At 66.4% G+C, this 26,348-nt stretch carries 20 protein-coding genes; 12 read left to right on the forward strand and 8 right to left on the reverse strand.

Translation table 11 applies throughout. The features are described from left to right. Window positions 1–57: 57 nt before the first annotated feature. The 12 genes from aroA (at window position 58) to N2605_RS35265 (ending at window position 12,384) form a co-directional block, all read left to right on the forward strand. Window positions 58–1,395, forward strand: coding sequence for a 3-phosphoshikimate 1-carboxyvinyltransferase (gene aroA, locus N2605_RS35210; RefSeq protein WP_260345287.1), 1,338 nt, complete (start codon window positions 58–60; stop codon window positions 1,393–1,395). Further along, a complete protein-coding gene (cmk, locus tag N2605_RS35215) occupies window positions 1,392–2,030 on the forward strand; it encodes a (d)CMP kinase (RefSeq protein ID WP_225142423.1) in 639 nt (212 codons plus the stop codon). Before aroA ends, cmk begins: the two co-directional genes overlap by 4 nt. Window positions 2,031–2,297: 267 nt before the next feature. Further along, entirely contained in the window at window positions 2,298–4,004 is a 1,707-nt protein-coding gene (gene rpsA, locus N2605_RS35220) for a 30S ribosomal protein S1 (protein ID WP_036009120.1), read from the forward strand. Between the two features lie 377 nt (window positions 4,005–4,381). Continuing rightward, entirely contained in the window at window positions 4,382–5,362 is a 981-nt protein-coding gene (gene sppA / locus N2605_RS35225) for a signal peptide peptidase SppA (protein ID WP_036024439.1), read from the forward strand. 172 nt (window positions 5,363–5,534) lie between these two features. Further along, window positions 5,535–5,840, forward strand: coding sequence for an integration host factor subunit beta (locus N2605_RS35230; protein WP_025032949.1), 306 nt, complete (start codon window positions 5,535–5,537; stop codon window positions 5,838–5,840). Window positions 5,841–5,922: 82 nt separating this feature from the next. Further along, a complete protein-coding gene (locus N2605_RS35235) occupies window positions 5,923–6,315 on the forward strand; it encodes a lipopolysaccharide assembly protein LapA domain-containing protein (RefSeq protein ID WP_260345288.1) in 393 nt (130 codons plus the stop codon). A gap of 67 nt (window positions 6,316–6,382) precedes the next feature. Further along, window positions 6,383–7,042 (forward strand): phosphoribosylanthranilate isomerase, encoded by a 660-nt coding sequence (locus tag N2605_RS35240; protein ID WP_260345289.1) that lies wholly within the window; start codon window positions 6,383–6,385, stop codon window positions 7,040–7,042. Beyond that, window positions 7,039–8,253, forward strand: coding sequence for a tryptophan synthase subunit beta (gene trpB / locus N2605_RS35245; protein ID WP_036009112.1), 1,215 nt, complete (start codon window positions 7,039–7,041; stop codon window positions 8,251–8,253). The genes N2605_RS35240 and trpB overlap by 4 nt, the downstream gene beginning before the upstream one ends. Further along, the gene (trpA, locus tag N2605_RS35250) at window positions 8,250–9,086 is read left to right on the forward strand and encodes a tryptophan synthase subunit alpha (protein WP_036024448.1); all 837 of its coding nucleotides are present in this window, start codon (window positions 8,250–8,252) and stop codon (window positions 9,084–9,086) included. The genes trpB and trpA overlap by 4 nt, the downstream gene beginning before the upstream one ends. 171 nt (window positions 9,087–9,257) lie before the next feature. After that, a complete protein-coding gene (gene accD / locus N2605_RS35255) occupies window positions 9,258–10,199 on the forward strand; it encodes an acetyl-CoA carboxylase, carboxyltransferase subunit beta (RefSeq protein ID WP_036009106.1) in 942 nt (313 codons plus the stop codon). After that, window positions 10,196–11,539, forward strand: coding sequence for a bifunctional folylpolyglutamate synthase/dihydrofolate synthase (locus N2605_RS35260; protein WP_260345291.1), 1,344 nt, complete (start codon window positions 10,196–10,198; stop codon window positions 11,537–11,539). Before accD ends, N2605_RS35260 begins: the two co-directional genes overlap by 4 nt. A 104-nt stretch (window positions 11,540–11,643) precedes the next feature. Continuing rightward, the gene (locus N2605_RS35265; RefSeq protein WP_260345293.1) at window positions 11,644–12,384 is read left to right on the forward strand and encodes a metallophosphoesterase family protein; all 741 of its coding nucleotides are present in this window, start codon (window positions 11,644–11,646) and stop codon (window positions 12,382–12,384) included. 99 nt (window positions 12,385–12,483) lie between these two features. On the opposite strand, the gene N2605_RS35270 is transcribed toward N2605_RS35265, so the two are convergent. The 8 genes from N2605_RS35270 to N2605_RS35305 form a co-directional block, all read right to left on the reverse strand. Continuing rightward, a complete protein-coding gene (locus tag N2605_RS35270; RefSeq protein WP_260347537.1) occupies window positions 12,484–13,491 on the reverse strand; it encodes an ATP-dependent DNA ligase in 1,008 nt (335 codons plus the stop codon). 157 nt (window positions 13,492–13,648) lie between these two features. Further along, window positions 13,649–13,969, reverse strand: a complete 321-nt coding sequence (gene trxA, locus N2605_RS35275; RefSeq protein ID WP_008540017.1) for a thioredoxin — start codon at window positions 13,967–13,969, stop codon at window positions 13,649–13,651. Between the two features lie 70 nt (window positions 13,970–14,039). Continuing rightward, window positions 14,040–17,549 (reverse strand): double-strand break repair helicase AddA, encoded by a 3,510-nt coding sequence (addA, locus tag N2605_RS35280; RefSeq protein ID WP_260345295.1) that lies wholly within the window; start codon window positions 17,547–17,549, stop codon window positions 14,040–14,042. Continuing rightward, window positions 17,543–20,689: a double-strand break repair protein AddB gene (addB, locus tag N2605_RS35285; protein WP_260345296.1), complete on the reverse strand. Its 3,147-nt coding sequence runs from the start codon at window positions 20,687–20,689 to the stop codon at window positions 17,543–17,545. The genes addA and addB overlap by 7 nt, the downstream gene beginning before the upstream one ends. A gap of 197 nt (window positions 20,690–20,886) precedes the next feature. Beyond that, a complete protein-coding gene (locus N2605_RS35290; protein ID WP_225151978.1) occupies window positions 20,887–21,609 on the reverse strand; it encodes a nucleotidyltransferase family protein in 723 nt (240 codons plus the stop codon). A 115-nt stretch (window positions 21,610–21,724) separates the two neighbouring features. Next, a complete protein-coding gene (locus tag N2605_RS35295; protein ID WP_260345297.1) occupies window positions 21,725–22,039 on the reverse strand; it encodes a PilZ domain-containing protein in 315 nt (104 codons plus the stop codon). 87 nt (window positions 22,040–22,126) lie between these two features. Beyond that, entirely contained in the window at window positions 22,127–23,644 is a 1,518-nt protein-coding gene (gene tsaE, locus N2605_RS35300; protein WP_260345298.1) for a tRNA (adenosine(37)-N6)-threonylcarbamoyltransferase complex ATPase subunit type 1 TsaE, read from the reverse strand. Continuing rightward, window positions 23,641–26,145 (reverse strand): sensor histidine kinase, encoded by a 2,505-nt coding sequence (locus N2605_RS35305; RefSeq protein WP_225183841.1) that lies wholly within the window; start codon window positions 26,143–26,145, stop codon window positions 23,641–23,643. Before N2605_RS35305 ends, tsaE begins: the two co-directional genes overlap by 4 nt. Between the last annotated feature and the right edge of the window lie 203 nt (window positions 26,146–26,348).

Consider the following 26,348-nt stretch of genomic DNA (forward strand, 5'->3'; position numbering starts at 1 on the left):
GCGCGGACCATGTGGTACCTGCGCGCCAGCCCACCGGGCCTATTCAAGGACACAATCTTGACCCATTCCGATCAACCGAGGCCGCTCCAGTCTCGCGCCAGCGGTCCCCTGACCGGGAAAGTACGGGTGCCCGGCGACAAGTCGATCTCCCACCGCGCCCTCATCCTGGGCGCGCTCGCGGTCGGCGAGACCAGGATTTCGGGCCTGCTCGAGGGCGAGGACGTCCTCAACACCGCCAAATCGATGCAGGCGCTGGGCGCCAGCGTCGAGCGCACCGGCGATTTCGCCTGGACCGTCAACGGCGTCGGGGTCGGAGGCTTCGCCCAGCCCAAGGCAGCACTGGATTTCGGCAATTCCGGCACCGGCTGCCGGCTGGTCATGGGCGCCGTCGCCGGCTGCCCGATTTCGGCGGTGTTCGACGGCGACGCCTCGCTGCGCAGCCGTCCGATGCGCCGGATCCTCGATCCCCTGGAAAAGATGGGTGCCAGAGTCACCGCCGGCGGCGAGGGCGGGCGCCTGCCGCTGACCCTCCAGGGCGCGCGCGACCCCCTGCCGATCGTCTACAAGACCCCGGTCGCGTCGGCCCAGATCAAATCGGCCGTGCTGCTGGCGGGCCTCGCTGCTCCCGGCACCACCACGGTCCTCGAGACCGAGGCCAGCCGCGACCACACCGAGCTGATGCTGAAGCATTTCGGCGCCGACATCACCTCGGTCCAGGAAGGCCGGCACGGCCGCCGCATCACGCTGGTGGGCCAGCCCGAGCTGCATGGCGCCAATGTCGTGGTGCCCGCCGATCCCTCTTCGGCCGCCTTCCCGATCGTCGCGGCGCTGATCGTGGAGGGCTCCGATGTCGTGCTGTCCGACGTCATGACCAATCCGCTGCGCACCGGGCTGTTCACCACGCTGCGCGAAATGGGCGCCTCCATCGAGGAGAGCGAAGTGCGCGGCGATGCCGGCGAGCCGATGGCGCGCTTGCGCGTGCGGGCGTCGAAGCTGCGCGGCGTCGAGGTGCCGCCGGAGCGCGCGCCGTCGATGATCGACGAATATCTGGTGCTGGCGGTGGCGGCGTCGTTCGCCGAAGGCACTACGATCATGCGCGGCCTGCAGGAGCTGCGCGTCAAGGAATCCGACCGGCTTGAAGCCGCCGCCGCCATGCTGCGCGTCAACGGCGTCAAGGTCGTGGTCTCCGGCGACGATCTGATCGTGGAGGGTCGCGGCCACGTCCCGGGCGGCGGCACTGTCGCCACCCATATGGACCATCGCATCGCGATGTCCGCGCTGGTGATGGGCTGCGCCTCCGATCAGCCCGTGACCGTCGACGACACCGCCTTCATCGCCACCAGCTTTCCGGATTTCATTCCGATGATGCGTTCGCTAGGGGCCGAGTTTTCATGATCATCGCCATCGACGGGCCCGCGGCTTCGGGCAAGGGCACGCTCGGCAAGCGTCTCGCCCACCATTACGGCTATCGTCATCTCGATACCGGCGTGATCTATCGCGCGGTCGCCTACTCCTTGATGCAATCAGGGCACGATCTCAACGATGAGGCGGCCGCGGTGCAGGCCGCGTTGGAGCTCGATCCCGAAAAGTTCGGCAATCCTGCGCTGAAGACCCAGAAGGCCGGCGAGGGAGCCTCGATCGTGTCGGCAATCCCTCGGGTTCGCGAGGTCCTGGTCAATTTCCAGCGCCAGTTCGCCGCCGATCCGCCCGGCGCCGTGCTCGACGGCCGCGATATTGGAACCGTGATCTGCCCCCATGCCGACGTGAAGATCTTCGTGGTCGCCGACCCCAAGGTCCGCGCCCGGCGCCGCACCATGGAGGCCAAAGCGCGGGGCGAGGAGGCGGACGAGGCGGCCGTGCTCGCCGACATCCTCCAGCGTGACGAACGTGACAAGAATCGGCCGATTGCGCCTTTGAAACCGGCCCCGGATGCTTACTTGCTAGATAACTCCCAACTGGATATAGAAGGCGGCGTCCGGGCCGCCATCGACATTATCGAGGCTGTCCGAGCGGGCCGGTCGCGGGGTTAAGCCGCCGCCGTCATTGGAGGAAGTGCCCGCTCCCGCTCTTTGAGGTCGATACGCTTCGTCCCGGTTTCGGGACCGGCGCGATCCAGGTTCCGGACAAAGCTTTCAACGTATCGAACGCGCGGGCCTCAGCCGGCCCGCTTCCGCTGTTCTGGTCGCTAGATCGGGGCAACGAGCGGTCGCTCGAAGGTCTTGCGGACCTTCCGACACTGCGCGCGCGATGCGCCCATGAACCCAACGGCCGGCAAGACATCCGCAACTGGAGAACAAATGGCTTCGACTTCTGCTGATACCTATAGCCCGTCGCGCGACGATTTCGCCGCGATGCTCGACGAGTCCTTCGCAGGTGGCAACCTGCAGGAAAGCTCCGTCGTCAAGGGCAAGGTGGTTGCAATTGAAAAGGACATGGCCGTCATCGACGTCGGCCTGAAGACCGAGGGCCGCGTCGCGCTGCGCGAATTTTCCGGCCCCGGCCGTGAGAGCGACCTCAAGGTCGGCGACGAGGTGGAAGTGTTCCTCGATCGCATTGAAAACGCCCTCGGCGAAGCCGTGCTGTCGCGCGACAAGGCGCGCCGCGAAGAGAGCTGGGGCAAGCTGGAGAAGGCGTTTCAGAACAACGAGAAGGTCAACGGCGTCATCTTCAACCAGGTCAAGGGCGGCTTCACCGTCGACCTCGACGGTGCCGTGGCCTTCCTGCCGCGCTCGCAGGTCGACATCCGGCCGATCCGCGACGTTGCGCCGCTGATGAACAACTCGCAGCCGTTCCAGATCCTGAAGATGGACCGCCGCCGCGGCAACATCGTCGTGTCCCGCCGCACGGTGCTCGAAGAGACCCGGGCCGAGCAGCGCCAGGAGCTGGTGCAGAACCTCGAAGAGGGTCAGGTCATCGACGGCGTGGTCAAGAACATCACCGATTACGGTGCGTTCGTCGACCTCGGCGGCATCGACGGCCTCCTGCACGTCACCGACATCGCCTGGCGCCGCGTCAACCACCCGACCGAGGTGCTCTCGATCGGCCAGACCGTGAAGGTCAAGATCATCAAGATCAACCACGAGACGCACCGCATCTCGCTGGGCATGAAGCAGCTGCTGGACGATCCGTGGCAGGGCATCGAAGCCAAGTACCCGCTGGGTGCCCGCTTCACCGGCCGCGTCACCAACATCACCGACTACGGTGCGTTCGTCGAGCTCGAGCCGGGCATCGAAGGCCTGATCCACGTCTCCGAGATGTCGTGGACCAAGAAGAACATGCACCCTGGCAAGATCGTGTCGACCTCGCAGGAAGTCGACGTGCAGGTGCTGGAAGTGGATTCCGTCAAGCGCCGCATCTCGCTCGGCCTCAAGCAGACCATGCGCAACCCCTGGGAGGTCTTCGTCGAGAAGCACCCGACCGGTTCGGTGGTCGAGGGCGAGGTCAAGAACAAGACCGAGTTCGGTCTGTTCCTGGGCCTCGAGGGCGACGTCGATGGCATGGTCCACCTCTCCGATCTCGACTGGAAGCTTCCGGGCGAGCAGGTGATCGACAACTACAAGAAGGGCGACATGGTGAAGGCCGTGGTGCTCGATGTGGACGTCGAGAAGGAGCGCATCTCGCTCGGTATCAAGCAGCTCGAAGGCGATCCCTTCGCCGAGCCGGGCGATGTCAAGAAGGGTGCGGTCGTGACCTGCGAAGTGCTCGAAGTGAAGGAAAGCGGTATCGAGGTGAAGATCGCCGGTACCGACTTCACCACCTTCATCAAGCGCTCCGAGCTCGCCCGTGACCGCAACGACCAGCGCGCCGAACGCTTCGCCGTCGGCGAGAAGGTCGATGCCCGCGTCATCCAGTTCGACAAGAAAGCCCGCAAGGTCCAGGTGTCGATCAAGGCGCTCGAAGTCGCCGAAGAGAAGGAAGCCATCGCGCAGTACGGCTCTTCGGATTCGGGTGCGACGCTGGGCGACATCCTCGGCACCGCGCTGAAGAACCGCGACAGCAAGTAAGCGAAACGTCCGTTTTGCGACATCAAGGCCCCGGCGCAAGCCGGGGCTTTTTTGTTGCTGTCTCCACGAACTCCGCTGTCGTCCCGGACAAGCGACGCGAAGCGGAGCGCCGATCCTGGACCCATAACCCCAGGGAGAAGTTTGACGAAGACTCGGAGTTGCCAGCTCGCTCGACGACTCCTCCTTGGGGTTGTGGGTCCCCGCCCCCGTGCGCAATTGCGCACTAGGCGGGGATGACGACCGAGTCTGCGACGACTTGCTTGCCCCACACGAGGCCTTGTTTTCTTCAAATTGCGCCGCAATTGATGTATCGAGATAGGCCAATGGTCACGCCGTGACGGCACAACGCGCCTGATCTTTCATTTGGAGATATTCCGATGTCGCTCGATTCGGACATCATCGTCGATCGCCGCAGGATCCGCCGCAAGCTGACGTTCTGGCGGGTGATGGCGGCGCTGATCGCGATCGCGGCGATTGCAAGCTTCGCGCTGATTGCGACGCCCGGTGCACGCGGCACCCTAGCATCCGCCGGCTCGATCGCGCGCGTCCAGATCGAGGGATTGATCCGCAGCGATTCCGACCGCACGCAGGCGCTGGAGCGGCTCGAGAATTCGCAGGCCGCCGCCGTCATCGTTCACATCAACTCGCCCGGCGGCACCACCGCCGGCTCCGAGCAGCTCTATGACTCGCTGGTCCGTCTCAAGGCGAAAAAGCCGCTGGTGGTGGTGGTGGAGGGGCTGGCCGCCTCCGGGGGCTACATCACCGCGATTGCGAGCGACCACATCGTCGCCCAGCAAAGCTCCCTGGTCGGCTCCATCGGCGTGCTGTTCCAGTACCCCAACCTCTCCGAGCTCATGAAGACGATCGGCGTCAAGGTCGAGGAGGTGAAGTCCTCGCCGCTGAAGGCGGCGCCCAACGGTTTTGAGCCGACCAGTCCCGAGGCGCGCGCCGCGCTCGATGCGCTGGTGAAGGATTCCTATGCCTGGTTCAAGGGGATGGTGAAGGAGCGGCGTGGCATGGATGACACGCAGCTCGAAAAAGTCGCCGACGGCCGCGTCTTCACCGGGCGCCAGGCCATCGATCTCAAGCTGATCGACCAGATCGGCGACGAGAAGACGGCCGTGACCTGGCTGGTCGAGCAGAAGGGCGTCAAGAAGGGGCTACCGGTGCGCGACTACAAGCTCCAGCCGCGCTTCGGCGACCTGCCGTTCCTGAAGACGGCGGCCGCATTGACGCTGGAAGCGCTCGGTTTGGGCTCGATCGCGCACCAGATCGGGCAAACCGGCGTCGCGCAGGCGGTGGATCGGCTCGGAATGGATGGAATGCTGGCCTTGTGGCAGCCGGCTGCGTCCAACTGACCGTCGGCAGGCGAGTTTCAGAGCTTTTTCGCGTCTGACGCGTGCTGGCGCAGCCTGCTTTTTCGGCATTTGTCACGCATTTTCACGACGCCCATCCTTGATTTAGCGTCTTGACAGATCACGGTATTTTCACGGAAATGGTCATCCGCACGCTCCCGGGTCCTATCTCTCGATGATCAAATCCGAACTTGTTCAGCGTATCGCCGAGCACAACCCGCATCTGTACCAGCGGGATGTCGAGAACATTGTGAATGCGATTCTCGAAGAGATCGTAGCGGCGCTTGCACGCGGTGACCGCGTCGAGCTGCGCGGCTTCGGTGCCTTCTCGGTCAAGCATCGCCCTGCGCGCGCAGGGCGCAATCCACGCACCGGCGCCCATGTGCCCGTCGATCAGAAGAGCGTTCCGTTCTTCAAGACCGGCAAGGAAATGCGCGAGCGGCTGAACCGCGACCATCCGGATCCCGGCGGCGTAGACTAGAGCGCGATGTGAGCGCGCTTTGGGGTTTTTCGCGGTCGCACAGGATGCTGCCGCAAGCTTGATTCAAGGCGAGCGAAGCCAGATGCGAAAGTTCCTGACCGCGCTGATCGTACTTCCGCTGGGCCTGATCCTGGTGGCGTTCGCCGTCGCCAACAGGCATTTCGTCACGGTCTCCTTCGACCCCTTCATTGCCGACGACCCCTCGCTGTCGATCACCCTGCCGCTGTTCCTGTTGCTGATCCTGGCGGCGGCCCTGGGCGTTGTCGCGGGCGGCTCCGCCGTCTGGCTCGGCCAGCGGCGCTGGCGGCGCGCGGCGCGCCGGAATGACGCGGAGGCCCGGGCCGTCAGGGCCGAACTGGCCGATCTGCGGGCCCAGGCGACGGCAGCGAAGGCGGAGTCCCAGCGCCTTCCCGTTCCCTCCGGGATGGGCCTGTACGGGCCCGTCGGGCGAGACAAGCAGCGCGCGGCGTTGTAGAAGCGGCCCCGACCGAAAAGCCCCATTTTCCGGCCGCGGACCCGCGGCCTCTACCCGCTTTGAGACCATGTCCCTGCTCGTCAAGATCTGCGGCCTGTCCACGCCCGAGACGCTCGAAACGGCGCTCGAGGCGGGCGCCGACATGGTCGGGTTCGTGTTCTTTCCGCCGTCGCCCCGGCACCTGTCCCTGGAACTCGGCCGTGACCTCGGCCGTCAGGTCAAGCGGCGCGCGCTCAAGGTGGCGCTCACGGTCGATGCCGATGACGCAACGCTCGACAGCATCATGGACGCGCTGTCGCCGGACATCTTCCAGCTCCACGGCGGGGAGAGCGTGGCGCGGCTGCGCGACCTCAAGCAACGCTTCGGCCGCCCGGTGATGAAGGCGGTCCCGGTCGCGACAGCGGCCGATCTCGGGGTGCTGCCCGGCTACGCCGCGGTCGCCGATCGCATCCTGTTCGATGCGCGCGCGCCGAAGGACGCGACGCGGCCCGGCGGCCTCGGGGAGCCCTTCGACTGGCACCTGCTCGAAAAGCTCGATCTGAAACTGCCCTATATGGTTTCGGGGGGGCTGCACGCCGAGAATCTCGCCGAGGCCCTTCGTGTCACCCGCGCCAGCGGCGTCGACGTGTCCTCGGGCGTCGAGAGCGCTCCCGGCGTGAAAGACCCAGAGATGATCAAGGCCTTCATCCGCGCCGCGCGCGCCACCCAAGAGTTAAGCGTCCGATGAACATTGCCAAGCCAAACTCCTACCGCAGCGGCCCCGACGATCGCGGCCATTTCGGCATTTTCGGCGGACGCTTCGTCGCCGAAACTTTGATGCCGCTGATCCTCGACCTGGAGAAGGCCTACACCGAGGCCAAGGCCGATCCGGCGTTTCAGGCCGAGATGAACGGCTACCTCAAGAACTATGTCGGCCGGCCCTCGCCGCTCTATTTCGCCGAGCGCCTGACCGAGCATCTCCGCGGCGCCAAGATCTATCTCAAGCGTGAAGAGCTCAACCACACCGGCTCGCACAAGGTGAACAACGTGCTCGGCCAGATCATGCTGGCACGGCGCATGGGCAAGAAGCGCATCATCGCCGAGACCGGCGCGGGCCAGCACGGCGTTGCCACCGCGACGCTGTGCGCGCGCTTTGGCCTCGAATGCGTGGTCTATATGGGCGCCGTCGACGTCGAGCGGCAGCAGCCCAACGTCATCCGCATGGAGATGCTGGGCGCCAAGGTGATGCCGGTGCAGTCGGGCACGCGCACGCTGAAGGACGCCATGAACGAGGCGCTACGCGACTGGGTCACCAACGTGCACAACACGTTCTATTGCATCGGCACGGTGGCCGGTCCGCATCCCTATCCGACCTTGGTGCGCGATTTCCAGTCGGTCATCGGCGACGAGACCAAGGCGCAGATGCAGGAGATCGAGGGGCGCCTGCCGGATTCGCTGGTGGCCTGCATCGGCGGCGGCTCCAACGCGATGGGCTTGTTCCATCCGTTCCTCGATGATTCCTCCGTGGAGATCTTCGGCGTCGAAGCCGCCGGCCATGGCCTGACGCAGCTGCATGCGGCCTCGATCGCGGGCGGCCGCCCCGGCGTGCTTCACGGCAACCGCACCTATCTCTTGATGGATGCCGACGGCCAGATCCAGGACGCGCATTCGATCTCGGCCGGTCTCGATTATCCCGGCATCGGCCCTGAGCATTCCTGGCTGCACGAGGTCGGCCGCGTCAATTATCTCTCCGCGACCGATGACGAGGCGCTCGCCGCGTTCCAGCTGCTGTCAAAGCTCGAAGGCATCATCCCCGCGCTCGAGCCCGCGCATGCCATCGCCAAGGTGATGGAGCTCGCGCCGAAGCGGCCGCGGGACCACCTGATGGTCGTCAATCTCTCCGGCCGCGGCGACAAGGACGTCCCGCAGGTCGGCGACATCCTGAGGGGCAAGAAGTGACCACGCGTATCGATACCCGTTTTGCCGAGCTGAAAAGCCAAGGCCGCGCGGCCTTTGTCACCTATGTGATGGCCGGCGATCCCGATCCCGCGACCTCGCTCGAGATCGTCAAGGCGCTGCCGAAGTCCGGCGCCGACGTCATCGAACTCGGCATTCCCTTTACCGATCCGATGGCGGACGGTCCTTCGATCCAGGCTGCAGGCCTGCGTGCGCTCAAGATCGGCATGACCTTGAAGAGGACGCTGGAGCTGGTGCGCGACTTCCGCAAGGACGACAATGTCACGCCGCTGGTGCTGATGGGCTATTACAATCCGATCTACATCTACGGCGTCGACAAGTTCTTGGCTGATGCCAAGACGGCCGGCGTCGACGGCCTGATCATCGTCGATTTGCCGCCGGAGGAAGACGACGAGCTCTGCATTCCCGCCCTGAAGGCGGGGCTCAACTTCATTCGCCTGGCGACGCCGACCACCGACGACAAGCGCCTGCCTGCGGTGCTCGCGAACACATCAGGCTTTGTCTATTACGTCTCGATCGCCGGCATCACTGGTGCGGCGGCGGCGGACGCCAATGCCGTCGGCGAAGCTGTCGCGCGCATCAAGCGGCATACCAGGCTGCCGATCTGCGTCGGTTTCGGCATCCGCACGCCGGAGGCGGCGCGCGCCATTGCCGAGAAGGCCGATGGGTCGGTGGTCGGCACCGCGCTGGTGGACGCCCTCAAGAATAGCCTCGATGCCGAGGGACGGGCGACCGCCAAGACCGTTAACGCCGTCGCCGAATTGACGGCCGCTCTGGCCCAGGGCGTCAAGGGCGCGCAGCAGGCGGCGGAATAGGCCATAATTCCGCTGTAGCTCTTTAGTTTGAGCATGATCTGGTCGGAAAACCGCTTCACACTTTTCCGGATCATGCTCTAACGCGGGCGACACGGCGGCTTGCCGGGCAGATGTCCGGCCGCCATATATCCTTCAGGCGATTCCCGGCGGGATCGCACATCGGAGCAAACCATGAACTGGCTTACCAACGTGGTCCGGCCGAAGATCCGCAACATGCTGCGGCGGGAGACGCCGGAGAACCTGTGGATCAAGTGCCCGGATTCCGGACAGCTCGTGTTCTACAAGGACGTCGAGGCCAACCAGTTCGTCATTCCCGGCTCGAACTATCACATGCGCATGGGCGCGGTCGCGCGGCTCAAGTCGATCTTCGACAACGAGACCTGGTTCGACGTGGCGCTGCCCGAAGTCACCCCTGACCCGCTCAAGTTCCGCGACGAGAAGAAATATGTCGACCGCGTCAAGGATGCGCGGGCGCGGACCAATCTGAACGATGCGGTCAAGGTCGGCTACGGCAAGCTCGAAGGCTCCGCGGTCGTCGTCGCCGTGCAGGATTTCGACTTCATGGGCGGCTCGCTCGGCATGGCTGCGGGCGAGGCCATCGTGCGCGGGATGGAGCTTGCGGTCGAGAAGAAGTCGCCGTTCATCGTGTTCGCCGCGAGCGGCGGCGCACGCATGCAGGAAGGCATTTTGTCCCTGATGCAGATGCCGCGCACCACCGTTGCGGTGCAGATGCTGCGCGAGGCAAAGCTGCCCTACATCGTCGTGCTGACCAATCCGACCACCGGCGGCGTCACCGCGTCGTATGCGATGCTCGGCGACGTGCAGATCGCCGAGCCCGGCGCGCTGATCGGCTTCGCCGGCGCGCGCGTGATCGAGCAAACCATCCGCGAGAAGCTGCCTGAAGGCTTTCAGCGCGCCGAGTACCTCAAGGAGCACGGCATGGTCGACATGGTCGTGCATCGCCACGAACTGCGGCCGACGCTGGCGCGGCTCTGCCGCCTCTTGACCAAGGCGCCGGCGCAGGAAGGTGCATCGAAGTCCGTGCAGCCGGTCGCGAGCCCGGCACAGATCGTATCCGCCGCCGAGACGGCGCCGGCAGCGCCGCACGCGTGAACGTCTCCCCTGACAGTGCAAAGACACCGCTCGACGAAGTGATCGGGCGGCTGTCGGCCCTGCATCAGAAGCGAATCGATCTCGGGCTGGAGCGGATGCACCGCCTGCTCGCTCGGCTCGGCCACCCCGAGCGCAAGCTGCCGCCGGTGATCCACATCGCCGGCACCAACGGCAAGGGCTCGACGCTCGCTTACCTGCGCGCGACGCTGGAGGCTTCAGGTCTGCGCGTCCACGCCTATACGTCCCCTTATCTCGTCCGCATCAACGAATGCTTCCGGCTCGGCCGCCTCAGTGGCGGTGTGCTCGTCGGCGACGACGAGCTGCGCGCGGCGTTGGAAGAGGTCGAGCGCGTCAATGCCGGCGAGGCCGCGACATTGTTCGAGCTGAAGACGGCGGCCGCTTTCCTGCTGTTCGCGCAGAACCCGGCCGACATCGTGCTGCTCGAAGTCGGCCTCGGCGGCCGGCTGGATTCGACCAACGTGGTCGATCAGCCGGCGGCCTCTGTGATTACGCCCGTCAGCATGGATCACATGGATTTCCTCGGCGATACGTTGGCGTCGATTGCCGGCGAGAAGGCCGCGATCATCAAGCGCGGCGTGCCCGTGATTTGCGCCGAGCAGATGCCGGAGGCGATGGCCGTGATCGAAGCGCAGGCGAGGCGCATGCGTGCGCCGCTGTTCGCCGCAAACGAGAGCTGGCACGTCAATGTCGAGCGCGGGCGTCTGGTCTATTCCGACGACCGCGGCTTGATGGATCTGCCGGCGCCGCGTCTGTTCGGCCGCCACCAATTCGCCAATGCCGGGCTCGCGATCGCGACGTTGCGCGCGCTGCCGACCATCAAGGTCAATCACGCCGCGTTCGAGGCCGGCATCGTCGGTGCCGACTGGCCGGCGCGGATGCAGCGCCTCACCTCGGGCGAGTTGCTGTCCTGGGGTCCGCAGGGCTCGGAGATCTGGCTCGACGGCGGCCACAATGCCGAGGGCGGGCGCGTTGCGGCGGCCGCGCTCGGCGACCTCGAGGAGCGGGTGTCCCGGCCGCTGGTGATCATCGCCGGCATGATGGCCAACAAGGATGCGCACGCCTTCCTCGCCAATTTCGCCGGCCTCACCCGCCACATCATCGCAGTGCCGATTCCCGACACGGAGAATGCGATGCCGGTCGACCGTCTCGCCGATGCCGCGCGCAGCCTCGGCATGCGCGTCGAGCCTGCCCCCGGCGTCGAGGCCGCCCTGCGCGCGCTGGCGCAGCTCGCCTACGAGCTGCCGCCGCGGATCCTGATCACCGGCTCGCTGTATCTCGCCGGCCACGTGCTGGCCATCAACGGCACGCCGCCTGCATAGAGGTTGCCGTAGCCCGGATGGAGCGAAGCGCAATCCGGGATCGTGCCACAAGCAAGGAAGGTCCCGGATTACGCTGCGCTCCATCCGGGCTACAGGAAATGCCAATGCGCTTCGCCGCGATTGCCGATGTCCACGGAAACAATCTCGCGCTGGAGGCCGTGCTCGCCGACAGCCGCGCGCTCGGTATTGCCGACATCGTCAATCTCGGCGACATGCTGAGTGGCCCGCTCAATGCGCGCCGCACCATTGAGATCCTGATGCCGCTCGACGCCGTGCACGTCCTCGGCAATCACGACCGCTATTTGCTCGACCGTCCGCCGGAGAAGATGGGGTCGTGGGATCGTCCCGCCTATGCAGCCCTCGATGCCGGGCAACTCGACTGGCTGCGCGCACAGCCGATGACCCGGGTGTTCCGTGACCAGGTGTTTCTCTGCCACGCGACGCCAGACAATGACGAGGTGTACTGGCTCGACAGCGTGCATCCCGACGGCACGGTGGCGCTGTCCGCGCTCGACCACATCGAGCAACTCGCCCAAGGCATCACGCAATCCCTGATCCTGTGCGCCCACACCCACCTCGCCCGCGCCGTGCGCCTGCGCGACGGCCGGCTGATCGTCAATCCCGGCAGTGTCGGCAGCCCTGGTTTTCGCGACAAGCATCCGTACCCGCATGTCGTCGAGGCCGGCACGCCGCACGCGCGCTATGCGATCCTCGAACGTGCCGATGCTGCCTGGCAGGTGACGTTCCGCCACGTCGCCTACGATCACGAGGCCATGGCCGCGCTGGCGCGCCGCAATGGTCAGCCGGAGCTTGCGAACGCGCTGGCGACGGGGTGGATCAAGTAGGTGTTGCTGCGTAGCCCGGAGGGAGCGGAGCGCAATCCGGGGCCATCGTTGCTTGGGGCATGATTCCCGGATTACGCTCCGCTCCATCCGGGCTACGGGCTACTTCAACAGCTTCATCGGATCGGCCGCCTTCTGCTTCAGCTGCTCGAACGTGCATTGCCGCGGCGCCTTGTCCGGGCGCCAGCGCAGGATTGAGGTGCCGTGACGGAAGCGTTCGCCGCTGAAATGGTCGTAGCAGACCTCGATCACCAGCTTCGGCTTCAGCGGACACCACTTTGCGGAACGCTCCGTCGACCAGCGGCTCGGCCCGCCCGGCGCGTTGCCGGTGAAGCCGGGCTCGCCGATCAGTGCTTCGAGCCGATCGGTCAGATCAGGCTTCGCCTCCGCCTTGATCGCCGAGGTGAAGCCGACATGGTGCAGCAGGCCGTCATCGTCGTAGAGCCCGAGCAGCAGCGAGCCGACGACGTTCCGGCCGGCGATCTTGTTGATGGCGTAGCGGAAGCCGCCGACCACGCAATCGGCGCTGCGGAATTTCTTGATCTTCTGCATGCCGTCGCGATTGCCCGCCTGGTAGGGCAGATCGATCCGCTTGGCGATGACGCCGTCCGAGCCGCCGCCGGATCGCGCCAGCCATTTCTTGGCCGTGGCGTAGCTCGTGGTCGCCGGTGAGAGGCGGAACAGGCTGCCCTTGAGGTTGGCTTTCGCGAAGGCTTCCAGCGCCGGCCGCCGTTCGCGCAGCGTCTTCTCAGCCAGGCCCTTCTGTCCGGATGTCGCGAGCAGATCGAAGACGAGGTAGAGCGCCGGTGTCTCCACCGAGAGCTTCTTCACGCGGCTTGCCGCCGGATGAATGCGTTGCAGCAGCGCGTCGAAGGAAAAGCTCTTGCCGTGCGGCACGACGATTTCGCCGTCGAGCGTGAAACGGTCGGCCTTCAGCTCCAAGGCAGCAGTGACGACTTCCGGGAAGTAGCGCGCGAGGTCTTCGCCGGATTTGGAGCGCAGGTCGACGTTGCTGCCGTTGCGCGCCAACAGGCAGCGGAAGCCGTCCCACTTGGGTTCATATTGCCATTCACCGCCGCGCGGGATCGCGTCGACCGAGCGCGCCTCCATTGCGGCGAGAGCGGTGGGCTTGCGGTCGCGCTTTCGGGGAGGAGCAGGCAAGGGCGGGACTCGTCATACGCTGAACACGCCCCATCAACGCCAAACGGCCGGCTTTCGCCGGCCGTTGTCGAAAATAATCTTGCGCCAATAATCCTGCGCCAGTGGATCAGACCGCGGAGGTGATCCACTGCTGCAGCTTCGCCTTCGGCGCGGCGCCGACCTGGCGCGAGGCCATCTCGCCGCCCTTGAAGATCATCAGGGTCGGGATCGACATCACGCCGTACTTCGAGGCGGTCTTCGGGCTCTCGTCGACATTGAGCTTCACGATCTTGACCTTGTCGCCCATCGCGCCGGCGATCTCGTCGAGTGCGGGTGCGATCATGCGGCAGGGGCCGCACCATTCGGCCCAGAAATCGACGACCACGGGGCCGTTCGCCTTGAGCACTTCGGCTTCGAAATCGGCGTCGGAAACCTTGCTAACGGCCATTGGGAGTACCTCACTCGGTTGAAAGACAATCGGCGCGACCTGGAATCGCGCCCGGGATCATGCGGTCAACCTATGAACGGCCCCTTGCCGGGTCAAGGACGCTCACACCGAGATGAAGGGATGCCAGCGCCGCGTCCAGCGCGGGGGGCGAAATCTCCATATATTCAAGGGCCTCGGTCCAGAGCAGGACGGCCCTGACGGACTTTTGGGGATAAAGCCGCGACAGCACCGCCCGGTACAGCGCAAGTTGGAGGACATAGGCCGCCGGCGCCTCGGCCGCGCTCTTGGGCGCTGCCTGGTTGGTCTTGAAGTCGACGATCAGGACTTCCTCTGGGCGCACGACCAGCCGGTCGATCTGTCCCGATACCAGGGCCGGCGTGCGGCCCGGCCGCTCCAGCCGCCCGGCGATCGCGACCTCCGCCCGGCTGCCGGCGGCAAAGACGGGCGCGAAACGCGGCTCCGTGATCAGGGCGAGCACCTTGTCGGCCAGTGCGATGCGATCGGCCTCCGGCCAGTCCGCGGCGTTGCGCGCCATGAAGCCGAGCGCGGCCTCGCGCCGGCGCTCGCCGGCGATCTCGGGCAGCGATTGCAACAGGCGATGCACCAGCGTGCCGCGTTGCAACGCCAGCGCGCGCGACTGCACCGATTCGCCCGATCGGACGCTGCGGCCCTCCTCGGCAGGCTGGCCCGAGGGGCGCACGGGATCCTCGTCGATGGTCTCGCGCGGGGCCGGTGTCCGCAGCCACTCCGGCAGCGCGATGGTCTGGTGCACGGAGGCCGCCGGCGCGCCCAGCGCCGCGACGTCCTCAGGACGGGCGAACCGGGTGACCTTGCCGAGCGGCGTCTCGATCACCTGCTTGTCGAGGCCCGAGCCTTTGAGCCCGGTGTCGACGAGGTCGTACCAGCTCAGCTTGCGCACCGTCTTCATGTTGCCGGGCATGCAGCCGCCGACGATCAGCCGATCGGCCGCGCGCGTCATCGCGACGTAGAGCAGGCGGCGATATTCGTCCTCGGTCTCCTCCAGCATCGCCTTGCGTGCCTCGGCGACAGGCCTGGGATCGTCGGCCTTGCGGCCGGCCCAGACCACGACCTCGCCGCCATTGCCGCGCGGTACCTGGATCAGCCGCAGCCGCTGCGAGTCCGCGGGCGAAGACGTGGTGTCGACCATGAACACGACCGAGGCCTCCAGGCCCTTGGCGCCGTGTACGGTCATGACCCGCACCTCGTCGCGCGAGATCTCCATGTCGCGCTTCACTTCGGTGTCGGCCGAGCGGAGCCAGGCCATGAAGCCCTGCAGCGAAGCCGGCGCCTTGCGCTCGTAGTTCAGCGCGAGCTCCAGGAATTCGTCGAGCGCGTCATTGGCCTCGTGGCCGAGCCGGCGCAGGATGCGCGCACGCCCGCCATCGCCGCCCAGCAGCCAGGCGTAGAACGCGAACGGCGTCTCCTCGCGGGCGCGGATCTCGCAGGCTTCTAGGCGTCGCAACGCCGTGGTGAATTTCTCGCTTGTGGCCGCATGGTCGCCCAGCGCGCGGCGCAGCGATCCCTTGCGGTCCCACGCAAGCTGGAACAAATCGTCGTCATCGAGCCCGAACAGCGGGCACTTCAGCGCCACCGCGAGCGCGAGATCGTCCTGCGGTAGCAGCAGCGCGTCGGCCAGGTTCATCAGGTCGATGATGGCGATGTGCTCGGTCAGCTTGAGGCGGTCGGCGCCGGCGACCGGGATACCAGCGTGCTTCAGCGCCTGGATCACGGCGTCGAATGCGTTGCCGCGCCGGCGCACCAGGATCAGCATGTCGCCATAGCGAAGAGGACGACGCTCGCCCTCGTGCCCGGTCAGCGTGCCGCTCTCGACCAGCCGCTTGATCTCGGCCTGGATGCGTCGGGAAAGCTTGACCTCGGGGCTGGTGACGGCGACGCCGTCGAATGGCGCACGCCAGCCCTCGATGTCCTGCCGATCGTCGGCCTCGGCGAGATCCCACAGCTCGATCACGCTCGGGCCGGCATCGCTCAGCGAATTGTGCAGGGGATGGCCGATCTCGACCGAATGGATGCTCTTGTAGATCGCGGGATCGCGGAAGACGTGGTCGACCGAATGCAGGATCGTCGCGCCCGAGCGGAACGAATAGGTGAAGGCGACCGGATCGAATTTCAGGCCGGCGGCGGTGAACTTGCGATGCAGCTCGCGCCTGCGCGCGTCGAACTCGTGGGGAGCTGCGCCCTGGAACGAGAAGATCGACTGCTTCTCGTCGCCGACAGCGAAGATGGTGCGGTTCAGCCCCTCGCGCGCACCTTCGCCGGCGGTGAACTCGGAGATGATGTGCGCGATGATGTCCCACTGCCGCGGGCTGGTATCCTGCGCCTCGTCGATCAACACGTGATCGACGCCGCGGTCGAGCTTGTAATGCACCCAGCCCGAGGCGATGCGGTCCAGCATCGCCAGCGTCTTGTCGATGAGGTCGTCGTAGTCGAGCAGGCCGCGCTCCTGCTTCTCGCGGCGGTAATTCGCGGCGGCCGCTGTCGCGATATGCAGCAGGGCCGCGGTGCGGTCCCGAACCGTCACGGCGCGGCGCTTTTCGATCAGCCCTGCAAGGCGCTGCGCCTCGGATTCGAACAGGCGGGCCACGGAGGGATTGTGATCGCAGAACTTCTTGGTCAGCACCGCCTTGCGCGGCAGCTTGTCGTCGGTGAGGAAGACGGACAGATAGGCGTCGACCTGATCGCTGCCGGAAAACACCTTTGCCGCGCGCAGCCGCCCTGCCTGGTCATTGTCGGATTTGCTGCCGTCCTCCAGCGCGAAGGCAATGTCGTCCCAGCGCGCGCGCGGCAGGAACGGGCCGTCGAGAATTTCCGTCTCGACGGCTTCGATACGGTCGCCGATGTCAACGCCCAGCACCGCAGCCATCTGCGCCGCTGCGGCTTCCGCATTGCCGGCCTGGTCGGTCCAGGCCATGAAATGATCGCGGCTGAGGCACGCCTCGCGCACAACCTCCTTGAAGGTGACATCCGCGGCGCTCGCCATCGCCGTCAGCAGCGCGCGGCCGGTGACGCTCTCCGGATCGCGTGCGGCTTCCAGCAGCACCTTCAAATTGGCGCGTTCCATCATGTCGGTCTGGTCGCGCTCGTCGATCACGGCGAAGCGTGCGGGAACGTTGGCCTCGAACGGAAATTGCTGGAGCAGGCGGGTACACAGTGCGTGGATGGTCTGCACCTTCAGCCCGCCCGGCGTCTCCAGCGCGCAGGCGAACAGTTTTCTCGCGTCGCGGCGCAGCTTTGCGCCGGGATGCGGGATGCCGACCGCGCGGATCGCCGCGTCGAGCGCGTCATCGTCCAGCGTCACCCAATGACCGAGCGTGGTGAACACGCGCTCGGCCATATTGGCGGCGGCAGCTTTTGTGAAGGTGATGCAGAGGATCTTCTCTGGTGGCACGCCCGAGAGCAGCAGGCGGATCACGCGCTGCACCAGCACATGCGTCTTGCCCGAGCCGGCATTGGCCGAGACGAAGGCCGATGCAGTCGGATCGGAGGCGCGCGCCTGCCGCGCTCGCACCTCGTCAGGGATGGGACGCGGCGCCTTCACCATTCCTCGATCCCCAACCCGCCGGCCGCGGACCATTCCTTGATCCGGGCAAGGTCGTCATAGGTGCCGTAGCGATTCGCCCACATCGGCAGGTTCAGCGATGTATAGGCCTGGTTCTCGTCCTCGAAGGCGCGGATCAGCGCTTCCAGCTTTGCCCTCGCCTCGGCGGCCGCGGTGTCCGGCGGCTGCGGCTCGTCGCCGGGCTTGTACTTGAGCTCGAGGATGCGCTCCTCGCCGGGTGGATTGTTGCCGCTGAGGCGGACATAGACGAGCTGGCTCACGGAGGCGCCGGCGTCGATGTCGGGAAAGCCGCCCTCGCGCAGGATCGCGGCTTCCAACGTCAGCTGCGGCGACAGGCCCATGCGGACCTGCTTGCCGGTCGGCGGCTGGCCGGTCTTGTAGTCGAGGATGGCGTAGCCGCCGCCCTGGCGGCGTTCGATGCGGTCGGCGCGCGCGGAAAGGCGGAAGCTGCGCTGAGGATCGAGCATGAACGAGATCTCGCCACGGGTCTCCGCGACGATCGCCGCGATCGCCTCGCGCCGCGCCGTCTCCCATTCGCCGAACCAGCGCGCGATGCGCTGGAAGCGCGGCCACCACAGCGCCCGTGCTTCGGGCCGCTCCATCAGCGGTGCAAAGTGCTTCTCGCCGATCGCGCGCAGCACCCGCGCGGGATCGTCGGGCAGACGCGCCGCATAGCTTTCCGTGAATTCGCCGATGGCATCGTGAATCGCCGATCCGCGGTCGGCGGCCGAGAGCGGCATGTCGACGGGATCGAGCGCATCGAGCCGCAAGATGCGTTTGGCGTAGATCGTGTAGGGGTCGCGCAGCCAGTCTTCGATCTCGGTGACGGACATTTTGAGCGGGCGTGTCGCGCGCGGCGGCCGTGGTTCCGGCTGCTTGATCGGCTTGACCTCGTCGGGCTGGTCGAGCGCCGAAGCGAACTGCACATATGTCTCGCCGGCGCGAACCGCCGCCTGCCAGAGCTCATCGCCGGCCACCGCCTCCAGCCGATGCAGGAAGCGCGAGGCCACCGCCGGCGCGCCGCCGGCCTTGGCCGAGTGAGTGAGAATGACCTCGTCGCCGCCGAGCAATTGCGCGAAGTCATGGGCGGACAGGCCGATACGGCGCTCCGGCAGATCGAGCCCGAGCTCGTGCCGCATCGGCCGGCTGAGCCAGGGATCGATGCGCGGCGCCGGTGGCCAGACGCCTTCGATCAGGCCGCCAATGATGATGCGGTCGGCCTGCATCAGGCGCGATTCCAGCGGGCCGTAGATTTGCAGCCGCGCGCCCGGCCTGTCGCGCCGCCGCACCGCGCGATCGCTGAACGCGGTCTGGAAGACGTCCGGGTAATCCGCTAGCTGCACCAGCAATCCGCTGGTCGTGCCGCCGCGCAAGAGATCGTCGAAGGCGCCGGCGAGCGCGAGTCCATCGCGATCCTCGAAGGCGAGCGGAATGCCCTGATCGTCGCGCGACAGCTCGATCATGATCTCGCGATGCCGATGCGCAAGCTCCGCGAAATCAAACGGCTTCGCCGGCGGCAGGCTCTCGATCGACGCCAATGCCTTTTGCAGGGCGTCGATCAGAGCCTGGATGCGATCGAGATCCTCGGCCTTGAGACGCGCCCGCGGCTCGGCGCGATGCAGTGCGGAGACCTCGCTGCGCCACAGCTTTGCCAGCTCCTCGCGGAAGCGGTTGAACTCGCGCAGGAGGCCGGCCGTGCCTGCCGGCGGGCGCGTGCCGCGCAGCAGCGCAAGCTCCAGGCTCTCGATTGCCATCTTCCACGCGCCCGGCGCGCGGCCGAGCCGGCACAGCGGATGCTTCAGCATCGCCAGCAGCGTCGGCGGCTCCAGGCCCTTGGTCGCCGCCTCCGCCGCGAGGCGCGCAAACGTGCCGGCGGAGGTTTCCATCAAGACGTCGCCGCCGGAATCGTCGAAGGCGAGATCCCATCGGGTCAGCGCCGCCATCACCCGCCGCGCCAGGGCGCGGTCGGGCGTGACCAGCGCCGCGGATTTGTCCAGGTGTCTGGCCTCGCGCATGGCGATGGCGATGGCGAGCGCTTCCATTTCAGGATTGGGCGCTTCGACCACCGAGAGGTTCTTCATGCCGCCCGCGATCTTCGCGGCGACATCGGGCTGCTTCAGCCGGTCGTGCCAGACCTCGGTCTTGGCGGACGGCCGCATCGATTCCGACGCGAGCAGGTCGCGGCCGTCTTCCGCCGGCGGCTGCAAAATTTCGACGTCGCTGCGCTTGATGCCGAAGCGTTGCAGCAGCGCATTCATGGCGTATTGCGGATGGTTCGACGCCGGATGCTCCGCGAACTTGCCGAGCGCATCGCGCACGCCGCCGATGCTGCGCCAGGAATCGTCGTCGAGATCGGTGTCCAGACCGGGCAGCACCACGGCGCCATGCGGCAGCGAGGCGACCGCATGCAGGAACTTTGCGGTGGCCGGCATCGAGCCGGTCGAGCCGGCCGCGATGACGGGGCCATGCGGATCCGCGATCAGCCGTTTGGCTTCCGCTTCGATCAGTTGGTCGCGTCGCGCAGCTGGCTCGATCCGGTTGATCTCGGTGAGATGATTGGGCCAGGCGATGCGGGCGATGCGCAGGAATTCGAGCGAGTGCTGCCAGTAGCGGTCGAGGTTATCAGGCACGAGCCCATCAAGGGCGCTCCAGTCGACGCCGCGCGTCACCATGTCGTCGATCAGGCGCGCGAGATCGGACGCCAGCGCCAGCGTCGAGGCGGGGCCGCCCACCACCAGCGGCGCCAGCACCGGGCCCTTGGCCCAGGCGGCGACGAGCTGCGCCAGCGTCAGGCGCCGTTCGAGCTCGCCCAGGCGCGGCGGAATGTCGAGCGGCGCGGTCCCGGAAAACTGTTCGCTCTCGCCCGCGAAAGCGAGCTCGTCCTCGTCGATGTCGCCGAGCGCGACGATGCGCGGCAGCACGACGGCATCCGCCTTCATTTCATCGAGGAAAATCTCGCGCACGATCCGCATGGCGCGCCGCGTCGGCAGATACAGCGTCGCGTCCGCCAGCCGCGCCGGTTCCTTGCGCGCCTCGAATCCCTCCACCAGCCGCCCATCGAGCAGGGCGGTGACGACCGTGCGCAGGAACGGAACTGAGATGGGAACGCTGAAGACGCGCATGAGCTGCCTGATTCGAAGGATCAGGCAATATAGGGAGGCGGGGTCAAATGGTCATGGGTGGAGGAGGAGTCGTCCCCGCTGTTCGCCGAGGTTCGTAGCCCGGATGGAGCGCAGCGCAATCCGGGATGCTGCTCCGCGGCGAGAGGCCCCGGATTACGCTACGCTCCATCCGGGCTACGGCCTCTTCGAGGCAGCCCCTACGCCACGCTCTCCAAAAACGCCTCTTCCGCGGCGTGCACGGCGTCGGGCGTGCCGACATGCATCCAGACGCCATCGAGGCGCAGGCCGAACAGCCGTTCCTGCTCGCCCGCGCGATCGAACATCTTCGTCAGCGAGAATTCGCCCTTGGGTGCGTCCACGAAGATCGCGGGCGACATGATCGCCGCGCCGGCATAGACGAACGGAACGACCTCCTTCTCCTTGCGCTTGCGCAAGGCGCCGTCGGGCAGCATGCCGTAATCGCCGCGGCCGCCATAGCCGATGCTGGTCGCAGTCGGCGCCATCAGGAGCAGGATGTCCATGCGATCAGGGTCGAAATTTTCCGCGAGCCGCGTCAGGTTCGAGCGCACACCGTCGATCCACAGCGTGTCGGAATTGACATGGAAGAACGGCGCATCGCCGAGCAGCGGCAGCGCCTTGACGACGCCGCCACCAGTGCCGAGCACCTGGTTGCGCTCGTCGGAGATCGTCACGCGCGGAAGCTGGCGTGATGCGACGTGGTCGATGATCTGGTCCGGCAGGTAGTGCACGTTGACCACCGCCTCGGTCACGCCGGCCTGGCCGAGCTTGTCGAGCACGTGGTCGAGCAACGGCTGGCCTGCGACCGGCACCATCGGCTTCGGCATCTTGTCCGTCAGGGGGCGCATGCGCAGGCCAAACCCTGCGGCGAGCACCATGGCTTTGGTCGGCTTGACGGACATCCTTCCCCTTCTCAGACCTTTTCGCGTCGCAATCCTAACACGAGGCTCGATCTGCCGCACCGCATCTCGACCGCCTTAACCACCCGCCGTGACGGTTGTACGACGGGTGTTGCCGTCACGCCCCAACGGCTGTGGAACGTACCTTCTTCTTGTCGCCGATCTTGAGGAAATTGACGCCGATCTGGTCGCCATTGACCCAGGCCAGCTCGCAACGCCGGTAGGCGAGCCCCGTGGAGGACAGCAGGAGAAAGAATTCCTTCAGATGCAGACCTTCGACCGAGCCGTCGATGGTCAGCTTGGCGCCGGTCTCGGAGACGTCCTCCATGGTGCAGTCGCGCCGCCAGGTGCCGTCGATTCCCATCATCTGGGCCGAAAACCCGCGCTCGAAAATGACCCGGCTATTTCCGCGCTGATCCGCTTTCGCTGCCATCTGCCCCGCTCCAGCCCCGCAATGTTCCGGCTCCCTCGGCGCCAGAATAGCGACATCTTGGCTAACGGCCGGTAAATCGGTCCTGAATCAGCCCGGCGGCGGGACGTTGGCGAGATACCAGTCGCGCAGATGGGCGAGCGCGGGATGTGCCAGCGAGCGCTGGAGATAGGTCCAGATCCGCGGCTGATGGCGCAGATAATGCGGCTTGCCGTCGCGGCGGTTGAGCCGGGCGAAGGTGCCGAGCAGGCGCGTGTTCCGCTGCGCCGACATGATCGCGTAGCTCTCGGCGAAACCGGCCGCATCGAAGCTCGCATCGCTCGCGCGGCGCGTCTTGATGTAGCTCGACAGCAGCGCCAGCTCGAGGGTTTCAGGGACGTCGACACGCGCATCCTGCAGCAGCGACACCACGTCATAGGAGTGCGGCCCGAGCACGGCGTCCTGGAAGTCGATCACGCCGACGCGTTTGATGGCGTCGCGGTCAGCGAGCCAGATCAAGTTAGGCGAGTGATAATCGCGGATGACCCACGTCTTCGGCCCGGCCAGCGGCTTTTTCAGCAACTCGCGCCACATCGCGAAGAACTCTGCGCGCTTCTCATCGCTCAGCGGCGCGTTGCGATCGGGCAGATACCATTCCGGCATCAACCCGATCTCGATCAGCAGCGCTTCGACGTCGAAGACGGGGATCGCGTAGGTCTGGTCCGCCAGCTCCAACGTCTCAGGCAATGTCCTCCAGTGCAGCACGGCCAGCACGTCGGTCGCAGCTTCGTAACGTTCGGCGATCGGGCGTGGCGGATCACCTTCGATCACGCCTTCACTGCCGAAATCCTCGGAGATCAGGAAGCCGTGGTCGAGATCGTAATGGTGGATCGCGGGCGCCGAGATTCCGACCACGCGCAAGCCGACATCCATGGCAACGAAAGGCTTGATGTCCTCGGCCAGATGCACCGCGGCGCTGTAGGATTTTCCGTCGTAGAGCGCCGCGCCATCGGGCCGCTGCGGGAAATTCATGAGGATGACGATGTCCTCATCGCGCACGAGCCGCGCATAAGAGCGCGTCGAGGCGTCGCCCGGCATGCGCTTGCGCGTCGCATCGATATAGCCGGATGCGTCGAGGAATTCGCGCAGCGCCTGCAGCCGCGCAACGATGGCGGCGGCCTTGCCATGGCCTGTGATGTCGGCGGCACGCGCATTGGAGCCCAGCGCCGGCCGGTGCGTCAGCGCGATGTCGATGCGGTCCTCGGGCATTGCGGACGGTGCGCGCTCCGGCCATTCGATCAGCACCAGCGTGGCATCGGGCAGCGGCGACAGCCCGATCTCCTCGAGCTCGCTCTCGTCTTCGACACGGTAGAGATCGGCATGCAACACCGGGAAGGGCGGCAGCTCGTAGCCCTGCACCAGCGTGAAGGTCGGGCTCGGCACTTCCAGCGCATCGTCGCCGGCGAGATAGCGGATCAGGCTGCGCGCCGCCGCGGTCTTGCCGGCGCCGAGATCGCCGGTCAGCGTAATGACGTCACCGGGGCCGACCAGCAGCGCGAGGTCGGCCATCAATTGCGCCGTGGCCGTCTCGTTGTGAAGCGCGACGGAGAATGTGGTTGCATCAGTCATTCGGCGGCGTCGCGGTGCGCCGCCTGGTCGGTCGGGAAATCGCAGATCACGACCGTGCCGCGGCCGACGATCGAATCCACCCGCACCTTGCCGCCATGCAGCTCGACGAAGGAGCGCACCAGCGACAGGCCGAGCCCGGCGCCGCGGTGACGCGAGCCCTGCGAGCGGCTTTCGAACCAGTTGAACACCTTGTCCTTCATGTCGGCAGGTATTCCAGGGCCCGAATCTGTCACGGTGAAGACCACGCTGCGGTCCGTGCGCCGCGCGCTGATGCCGACGGTGGAATCCTGTGGAGAAAACCCGACCGCGTTGGCGAGGAGGTTATAGAGCACCTGCACGACGCGCTTCTCGTCGCCGACGAAGCTGCCGACGTCGGGCGCGATCTCGACCTTGAGGCGGATGCGGTCGGTGGCGAGCCGGTCCTGGATGCCCTCGGCGGCAAGCTCGATGGCCTTGCTGACGTCGACCTGCCCGAGTTCCAGCTTCATCGCGCCGGCGTCGATGGTGGCGAGATCCAGGATGTTGTTGGTGAGCGCGAGCAGAGCGTTGGTCGATTTGGTGACGTAGTCGAGATATTCGGCCTGCTTCGGCGTCAGCGGTCCGGTCGAGGGATCGCTGAGGAAATGCGCAAAGCCGATGATAGTGGTGAGCGGCGAGCGCAGCTCGTAAGAGACGTGGTGGACGAAATCCACCTTCATCTGGTCGGCCGCCTCCAGCGCCTCGTTGCGCTCGCGCAGCGCGCGCTCGACATTCTCGGTGTCGGTGATGTCCTGGAAGGTCAGCATGGTGGCGCCGTCCGGCAGCGGCCGGATCATGCCGTCGAGCACGCTGCCGTCCTTGCGCTCCAGCTTCAGCGGCAGGTCGGCGCGGTTCTCGATCGCGGTGATGGCCTCGCGGATCTGGCGCCAGACTTGCGGATCGTCGAACAGCTGATGGCACCAGCCTTCGACGGTCTGGATATGCGGCTCGTCGCGCATGGCATCGCTCGACAGCTTCCACATCCGCACGAAGGCCGGATTGAACAGCTGCGCCTTGCCGTTGCTGCCGAACACCGCGACCCCCTCGGCGAGGCTGTCCAGCGTCTCGCGCTGGACGCGGATCAGGCCGTCGAAGCGGCGGGCGAGGTCGAGGCTTTCGGTGACGTCGTCGAACAGATAGGTGACGCCGCCCTCGGGATTCGGCGTGGTGACGACCGAGAGCGCGCGGCCGTCAGGCAGGAACCAGGTGTCCTTGGCAGTCTCGACCGCGCGATACGCCTCGTGCAGCTTGGCCTTCCAGGCGCGGAAATCCGGCTGCTCCGGTAATTTGCGCGCGGCGCGGAGCTGGTCGAGCACGCTGGAATCGTCCGGATGGGCGTCGAGGAAGTTGCGATCGAGATCCCACAGCCGGCGATAGGAATCGTTGTAGAAGGCAAGGCGCCGCTGGCCGTCGAACACGGCAACGCCGGAGGAGAGCTGGTCGAGCGTCCGGCGGTGCGCCTCCGCCATGCGCACCAGCGCCGAGCTCAGCGCATCCGCCTCGCTGGCATCGATGGCGACGCCGACGCTGCCGCTGCCGACATTGACGGCGCGCACGTCGTAGATGCGCCGCTCGCCGCCGACCACGATCGGCAGCCGCGAGGTGAAGTTGGCGGCGTCCTTCAGTCCCCGCTCCATCGCATTGCGGTCGTCGCTGTCGAGCAGCTCGAGCTTGCGCTCCTGGGCATCGATGGCGCTGGTCGCCTCGGTGGCGCGCACATAGGCCGGGTTGGCGTAGGTCAGGGCGCCGTTCTCCCCCTTCGCCCATATCGGCCAAGGTGCGGCCGCGGCAAAGCCGCGAAGCATCTCGGTCTCGTCGGAGAGCGCCTTGTAGCGCAGATTGGTTTCGGCCAGATCACGGCGCAGGCCCGAGAGCTCGCGAATGCGGACGATGGCCTGGCCGCCGATGGCGCGCCCGATCGCTTCCAGCATATGGCCGTGCGCGGTGGTCAGCGTCAGCTGGAACCCGTCGCCGCGCTCGCGCAGCGCATCGACCGCGTGGTCCATCAGCAGCGCCGGTTCCGGCGGCAGCCAGGTTCCGAACGCCAGCACGCGCTGCGGCGAGGAATCGCGCGGCAGCACCAGCGCGATATCGCCGGAAATCTGCGCGCGGTTGTCGCCCGCCGGCCATGAGATCAGGATCTGCGGCTCGGCGAACAACAGTGCGCCGAAGCGGTCGGCCTGGAGCTGAAGTTCCCCGATCCGCGCGCGCAGCCGCGCCTCGTTCTTCGCCGTGCGCACCCGCGTCCGCATCAACAGGATCGCGGCCATCACCGAAAAGCCGAGCAGGGCCAGCGCGGTGGCGAGCACCGCGAGTTCCTGCCGGTTGAGATCCATCACGAGGGCGAGGGTGTCGATGAGGTCGGCGGCCTTGGCCGGCGCAGCCGGCAGCAGCGCTGCGAGAGCGCCTCCCACCAAGCCGTTGCGCGCCAGCGATGTGCACGACAACAGCGTCCGACGCATCGACACGATCACGCCTGACATAGTTGCCCCAAGACGCGGAAATTCAAGACCGCACGAATCTGCGCGCGGCGACCCCCGTCGCGCGCGAATCAAAAGACAATACCCTCACCGCGACTCCGCCGGTAAGAGTCCAGATCGTGAACGCAAAGGCGGCCCCAAAAAAATGCGGGCCGCGCGGTTCCAAGGCGCGTGATTCTGAGGATGATTCGGCTGGAGTTGTCTTG

The sequence above is a fragment of the Bradyrhizobium yuanmingense genome, assembly GCF_025200905.1.
Lineage (GTDB): Bacteria > Pseudomonadota > Alphaproteobacteria > Rhizobiales > Xanthobacteraceae > Bradyrhizobium > Bradyrhizobium yuanmingense.

Bases quoted from the DNA above. Each gene is read 5' to 3' on its own strand.
- accD (WP_036009106.1), top strand. From the start codon at position 9,258: ATGAACTGGCTTACCAACGTGGTCCGGCCGAAGATCCGCAACATGCTG.
- N2605_RS35235 (WP_260345288.1), top strand. From the start codon at position 5,923: ATGCGAAAGTTCCTGACCGCGCTGATCGTACTTCCGCTGGGCCTGATC.
- trxA (WP_008540017.1), bottom strand. From the start codon at position 13,969: ATGGCCGTTAGCAAGGTTTCCGACGCCGATTTCGAAGCCGAAGTGCTC.
- N2605_RS35290 (WP_225151978.1), bottom strand. From the start codon at position 21,609: ATGTCCGTCAAGCCGACCAAAGCCATGGTGCTCGCCGCAGGGTTTGGC.
- sppA (WP_036024439.1), top strand. From the start codon at position 4,382: ATGTCGCTCGATTCGGACATCATCGTCGATCGCCGCAGGATCCGCCGC.
- tsaE (WP_260345298.1), bottom strand. From the start codon at position 23,644: ATGACTGATGCAACCACATTCTCCGTCGCGCTTCACAACGAGACGGCC.
- N2605_RS35265 (WP_260345293.1), top strand. From the start codon at position 11,644: ATGCGCTTCGCCGCGATTGCCGATGTCCACGGAAACAATCTCGCGCTG.
- N2605_RS35305 (WP_225183841.1), bottom strand. From the start codon at position 26,145: ATGTCAGGCGTGATCGTGTCGATGCGTCGGACGCTGTTGTCGTGCACA.
- addA (WP_260345295.1), bottom strand. From the start codon at position 17,549: ATGGTGAAGGCGCCGCGTCCCATCCCTGACGAGGTGCGAGCGCGGCAG.
- N2605_RS35295 (WP_260345297.1), bottom strand. From the start codon at position 22,039: ATGGCAGCGAAAGCGGATCAGCGCGGAAATAGCCGGGTCATTTTCGAG.
- addB (WP_260345296.1), bottom strand. From the start codon at position 20,689: ATGCGCGTCTTCAGCGTTCCCATCTCAGTTCCGTTCCTGCGCACGGTC.
- N2605_RS35270 (WP_260347537.1), bottom strand. From the start codon at position 13,491: ATGGAGGCGCGCTCGGTCGACGCGATCCCGCGCGGCGGTGAATGGCAA.
- N2605_RS35230 (WP_025032949.1), top strand. From the start codon at position 5,535: ATGATCAAATCCGAACTTGTTCAGCGTATCGCCGAGCACAACCCGCAT.
- trpB (WP_036009112.1), top strand. From the start codon at position 7,039: ATGAACATTGCCAAGCCAAACTCCTACCGCAGCGGCCCCGACGATCGC.
- cmk (WP_225142423.1), top strand. From the start codon at position 1,392: ATGATCATCGCCATCGACGGGCCCGCGGCTTCGGGCAAGGGCACGCTC.
- N2605_RS35240 (WP_260345289.1), top strand. From the start codon at position 6,383: ATGTCCCTGCTCGTCAAGATCTGCGGCCTGTCCACGCCCGAGACGCTC.
- rpsA (WP_036009120.1), top strand. From the start codon at position 2,298: ATGGCTTCGACTTCTGCTGATACCTATAGCCCGTCGCGCGACGATTTC.